General features: G+C 72.1%; 5 protein-coding genes. 3 read left to right on the forward strand and 2 right to left on the reverse strand.

All coding sequences use genetic code 11. The features are described from left to right. Positions 1-8: 8 nt before the first annotated feature. Complete coding sequence (locus tag V7D28_RS14015) at positions 9-770, reverse strand: sensor histidine kinase (protein ID WP_333588003.1); 762 nt, start codon at positions 768-770, stop codon at positions 9-11. Positions 771-1,104: 334 nt separating this feature from the next. Here V7D28_RS14015 and V7D28_RS14020 point away from each other — a divergent pair, with 334 nt between their 5' ends. Beyond that, on the forward strand, positions 1,105-2,706 hold the full coding sequence (locus tag V7D28_RS14020) for a sensor histidine kinase (RefSeq protein WP_333588004.1): 1,602 nt from the start codon (positions 1,105-1,107) through the stop codon (positions 2,704-2,706). Here V7D28_RS14020 and V7D28_RS14025 read toward each other — a convergent pair. Further along, positions 2,684-3,508, reverse strand: coding sequence for a hypothetical protein (locus V7D28_RS14025; RefSeq protein ID WP_333588005.1), 825 nt, complete (start codon positions 3,506-3,508; stop codon positions 2,684-2,686). The two genes, V7D28_RS14020 and V7D28_RS14025, sit on opposite strands and share 23 nt — an antisense overlap. Positions 3,509-3,728: 220 nt before the next feature. Between V7D28_RS14025 and V7D28_RS14030 the strand changes: the two genes are divergently transcribed. Both V7D28_RS14030 and V7D28_RS14035 read left to right on the forward strand, forming a co-directional pair. Further along, complete coding sequence (locus tag V7D28_RS14030) at positions 3,729-4,061, forward strand: DUF1491 family protein (protein WP_333588006.1); 333 nt, start codon at positions 3,729-3,731, stop codon at positions 4,059-4,061. 107 nt (positions 4,062-4,168) lie between these two features. Beyond that, the coding region (locus V7D28_RS14035; protein ID WP_333588007.1) for a hypothetical protein at positions 4,169-4,536 on the forward strand (368 nt) is incomplete at its 3' end.

Genomic DNA, 4,536 nt, shown 5'->3' on the forward strand with positions numbered 1-4,536 from the left:
CGCCCGCGTCAGGCCAGGGGCAGGCGGACCTGAACCCGCAGGCCGGAAGGCGCGCCCGGCGACAGGGTGAGCGCGCCGCCCATCTCCCGGCACAGCATGGCCGCCAGGGGAAGCCCCAGGCCCGCCCCTTCGCCCCGCCGGACCAGGGCGTTTTCCCCCTGCTCGAAGGGACGCAACAGGCGGGGAATGTCGGCGACCGGCAGGCCGGGGCCCTGGTCGCAGATCTCCACCAGCACCATCGCGCCGTCGTCGGCGACGGTGATGTCCATCCGACCGCCTTGCGGGCCGTGGGTGACGCCGTTGCCGATCAGGGCCGACAGCGCCGTGCGCGCGCCCTTAGGATCGACCCGCACCTCCGGCAGGGCGCCCTGGCCGGCCACGTGGATGAGCGTCTCGCGACGACGGACCTCCTCTGCGAGGCCGTCGATGACATCGTCCAGAATGTGATCCAGCGGCTCCCGGCGGGCCACCAGGTCGGCCGACCCGCTTTCCAGCCGGGCGATCTCAATGACCTGATTGGCCAGCACCAGCAGCTTGCGGCCGCTGTCGCGGATCAGCTCGGCATAGGTCTTGTATTCCGGCGCGCCGACCGGGCCGTAGATCTCGCCGGCGATGAGCTCGGAAAACCCCAGGATCGAATTGAGCGGCGTGCGCAGCTCGTGGCTGGCCATGCGCAGGAAGGAGCGGCGCTGTTCCTCCGCGCGGGCTTCCAGTCGGGCCTGCGCCTCCCGCCGGCGATCAGGGCGTGCAGCGGCGACCGATCGAACCATAGGGCCTGCGCCGGCGCGGTCGGGCCGCGAAGGAGATCTGGCCATCCAGGGGAACTTTCGTGACGGGTCGGCGACTTCTCAGACACCATGGAGGCCCCCGACCTTACAAAAGGTTGCGCGACCAAGGCTGCGCCGCCGGGGTATCGGGGGGTTGGCCCAAGGCTTGCTGCGCCCGGTTTGGGCGCCGAAAACTGTCCCGGCGTCGCGTTACGGGTGAGCGCGCTCGCAGGCGATCCTTGGGCGGGCTAGGCTTAAAAGATTGACCTTCAACGATTCTGGGACCGTGAGAGCTTCAACGCCGACCCGAGAGGCGCCCCCTGCGGCCGCCGCTGTGTTGTGGTGGCGTGCGGGCTGGCTTGCGGCCCTGCTCGCCGCCGCCGCAGGCGTGGCCGCGCGAGGCGGGGCGGGGCAGGGGACGGCCCTGGCCTGTCTGGCCCTGGCCGCTGCGCCGGCGGTTCTCGATCTCGTCCTGCGCTCGGGGTCGGCGCGGCCGCTGGTCAGTCCCATCGCCTGGCTGGCCGGGTTCGGCGCTGCGGTTCTGCTCTCCGGCGGCGCCCTGGGTCCGTTGGGCCTCTGGCTGCTGGTCCCGCCCCTTTCAGCCCTGATCGCCGGAGGCGCGTCCGCCTCGGTCTTCAGCGCCGCCGGCATGGTGGCGCTCGCCGGCCTTGGGGTCCTGCGCAGCCTGCTGGCCAGGGAGCCGGGCTTCGATCCCGCCCTGTCGAGCCTGTTGCAGATCGTGGCCCTGGTCACCGTCGTGGCCGCGGCGGCGGGGGCGCTGGTCTGGCGCCAGACCCGGGACGAGCGGCGTGAACGTCTGCTCGACACGGACCTCCGGAAGGTGGCCGACGCCCTGTCCCGCCAGCCCGGCCTGCTGCTGGACCTGGGCGGCGATGGTCGGATCCTGGCCGCCTACGGCGCTCCGGCGGCGGGGCTTCGCCTGGTCGGACACAGGCTCAGGGATCTGGTGGCGCCGCAGGGGCGTCCCGCCCTGGCTGAGGCCATCGCCCGGACCCTGGCGGAGGGCCAGACGACCCTCAGCCTGACGCCGGCCGATGATGCGCAAGGCTGCCTCGACCTTGTCCTGCGTCGCGGCGCAGACGGCCGCATGGGCGCCCTGGTCCTGGACGGGGCGGCGCGCCGCGACCGGGAGGCCGAACTGGAGGCCGCCCGCCAGGAGGCCGAAGCCCAGAACACCGGCAAGTCCCGCTTCCTGGCCAATATGAGCCATGAGCTGCGCACGCCGCTCAACGCCATCATGGGCTTTTCCGACATCATGCGTTCGGCCCTGTTCGGGCCTCTTCCCGATCGCTACGGCGAATATGCCCAGCTGATCCACGAGTCCGGCGAGCACCTGCTGGAGCTGATCAATGACGTGCTGGACATGTCCAAGATCGAGGCCGACCGCTTCGAGCTGTCGCGGGAGGAGTTCGACGCGCGGGAGGCGATCAACGCCGTCCTGCGCCTGATGCGCGGTCAGGCCGATCGGGCCGGGGTCCAGCTGCGCGGGGTTCTCCCGCGGGAGCCCCTGGAGGTGAACGCCGACCGCCGCGCCCTCAAGCAGATCGCGCTGAACCTGGTGTCCAACGCTCTGAAGTTTACGCCCCGCGGCGGGGCGGTGACCGTGGGACTGCAGGGGGTCGCCGAGCGGATGGAGCTGGTGGTGGCCGACACCGGGGTGGGCATGAGCCCCGAAGACCTGGCGCGGGTGGGCCGTCCCTATGAGCAGGCCGGCGACGCCGAGCGGAGGGCCGCCGGCACGGGCCTTGGCCTGTCGCTGGTGCGCAGCTTCGCCGAACTGCACCAGGGCGAGATGTTCATCGAAAGCGTGCAGGGCGAGGGGACCACCGTCACCGTGCGTCTGCCGGTTCTGTTGGAGCCCGCCCCGGGCGCTGGGCAGCCTCGGGGCCGCGAGGTCAGCGCGTCGCCAGCTGAATAAAGGCCTGGCCGGGCGCGAAGTCGCCCACCTCCACATAGGCCCGCCGCACCGCGGCGCCGGAGGAGAACAGGAATTCCACCGCCACCGCCTCGCGGGGATCGAGCCGCGCCAGCCGCGCCGTGGCCGCCGCGGGAAAACGGAAGGCCCAGCCCGCCCCCATCTCCTTTGGCCTCAGGTCCAGGCCTGCGCGGCTCCGGGCCTCGGCGGGAAAGCTCACCTGGGCGTCGCGAGGCGGCAGCCGGCGCGACAGTTCCCCGCCGACCCCCAGATAGGGCGCGGCGGCGCGGGCCTCGTCGCGGAACACCAGGCGGGCGGCATAGGGGACCGCCCCGTCATCGAAACTGGCCAGGGCCAGCAGGACCGGCGGCCCATTGCGGCCGGCCAGGCCGAAGACCATTCGCCCCTGATCGAACTGGCCGGTCTGCACCAGGCGCCACAGGTGGACGTCGGCGCTTGGGCTGCGATCGGCCCGCCAGTCGGCGGCCTCTCCGGGATAGACGGCCTGGCGCAGCCGGGTGAAGCCCTGGAAGGCCTGGCGCACATGATCGGCGGCGGCCAGCACGTCCGGGGCTGAGCAGTCGGCCGCGCTTCCGGCGCGCCGACCCCGGGCCTCGGCCTCGGCCAGCGCCTGGGCGGACGCCCCGGCGCGCAGGGCGGCGTTGCGGCTCTGGGCGCGGCCGGCCTCCAGGGCCGGTCGGAGGGCGGAATCAAAGAATCCGCAGCGAAGGTCCGCCGTGGCCATGGCCGTGCGCTCGACAAACAGCTCCAGCGGCGAGGCCTGGGCGGCGACCGGCAGGGCCATCAGCGCGAGCGCGCCTGCAACCGGCGCCCACGGGCGCGATGGCGATCGCCTGCGTCGGCGGGGCTCAGTCATGGGACTTCGGTCTTTCAGACGAGGCCCTTGGGGCCCCTGGCGTTCTGCGGCCCGGGCGGCGAGGCCCGGCGGCGCGCAGGATGGACGCGGGGGTGTTGTCGTTCGGTTATCGACGTGGCCATTAGGGGGCGAATTGCCGGGAGCTCCCATGATCCTCTCCACCGACGTCTGGGCCGCCGCCCTCATCCGCCGGGCCGAACTCTCCGGCGGTTTCGGCGTGGTGGCGCGCAAGGGCGATGCGCGGGCCGGCGCGGTGCTGGTCAAGGCGGTGAACCTCTCCGACCGTACGGTGCGTCTCTATACGGAGGCCACCCGCGGGGATGGGGAACGGGTCTGGATGCGTCCCACGGCCGCCACCGAGGAAGCCGAGATCGACGCCTATATCGCCCGCGCCGCCCGCATCGACCCCGACATCTGGGTCGTCGAGGTGGAGGACAAGCAGGGCCGCCACTTCCTCACCGAGCCGGTGGAGGAAGGTTAGGCGCGGCCGGGCGAGGACCTTTCGGGCTGTTAACCGACTTCGTGCACGCAACCGAAAGCTGCCGCGGGGCAGGTTGGCCACCCCCCGAATAGTGCAGGCGTCCGGTTATGCTGTTTCTGATGAACGACGTGGTTCTCGATCTTTCCCAGATGAAGCTGACCCCCCGCCTGACCGCCCACCGGTTTCGCGCCCTGGCCTTCCCTTCCATCATCCGCATGGGCCAGGAGCTCTATGCCGAGACGCCCCTGCTGCATCTGGAGCGGCCGGCGCGGGCCATGCGGCTGGCGGCTCTGATCCAGGCCAAGGCCCCCAGCATCACCGCGGCTCTCTTTGTGGCGCCTGCGGCCGGCGTCGATCCCGACGAGGTCACGGTGCGCTTCGCCGAGCCCAGCCGTCGGGCCCTGGAAGACCTCCATGACCGCCAGGAGGCCGGAGCCCTGGACATGCTGACCTGCGACCGGCAGGTCTGGCGGCG

The sequence above is a fragment of the Phenylobacterium sp. genome (genome assembly GCF_036723115.1).
Lineage (GTDB): Bacteria > Pseudomonadota > Alphaproteobacteria > Caulobacterales > Caulobacteraceae > Phenylobacterium.

What these genes read in the sequence shown, in the direction of transcription:
- V7D28_RS14030 (WP_333588006.1), top strand. Translation starts at nt 3,729, where the DNA reads ATGATCCTCTCCACCGACGTCTGGGCCGCCGCCCTCATCCGCCGGGCC.
- V7D28_RS14025 (WP_333588005.1), bottom strand. Translation starts at nt 3,508, where the DNA reads ATGGCCCTGCCGGTCGCCGCCCAGGCCTCGCCGCTGGAGCTGTTTGTC.
- V7D28_RS14015 (WP_333588003.1), bottom strand. Translation starts at nt 770, where the DNA reads ATGGTTCGATCGGTCGCCGCTGCACGCCCTGATCGCCGGCGGGAGGCG.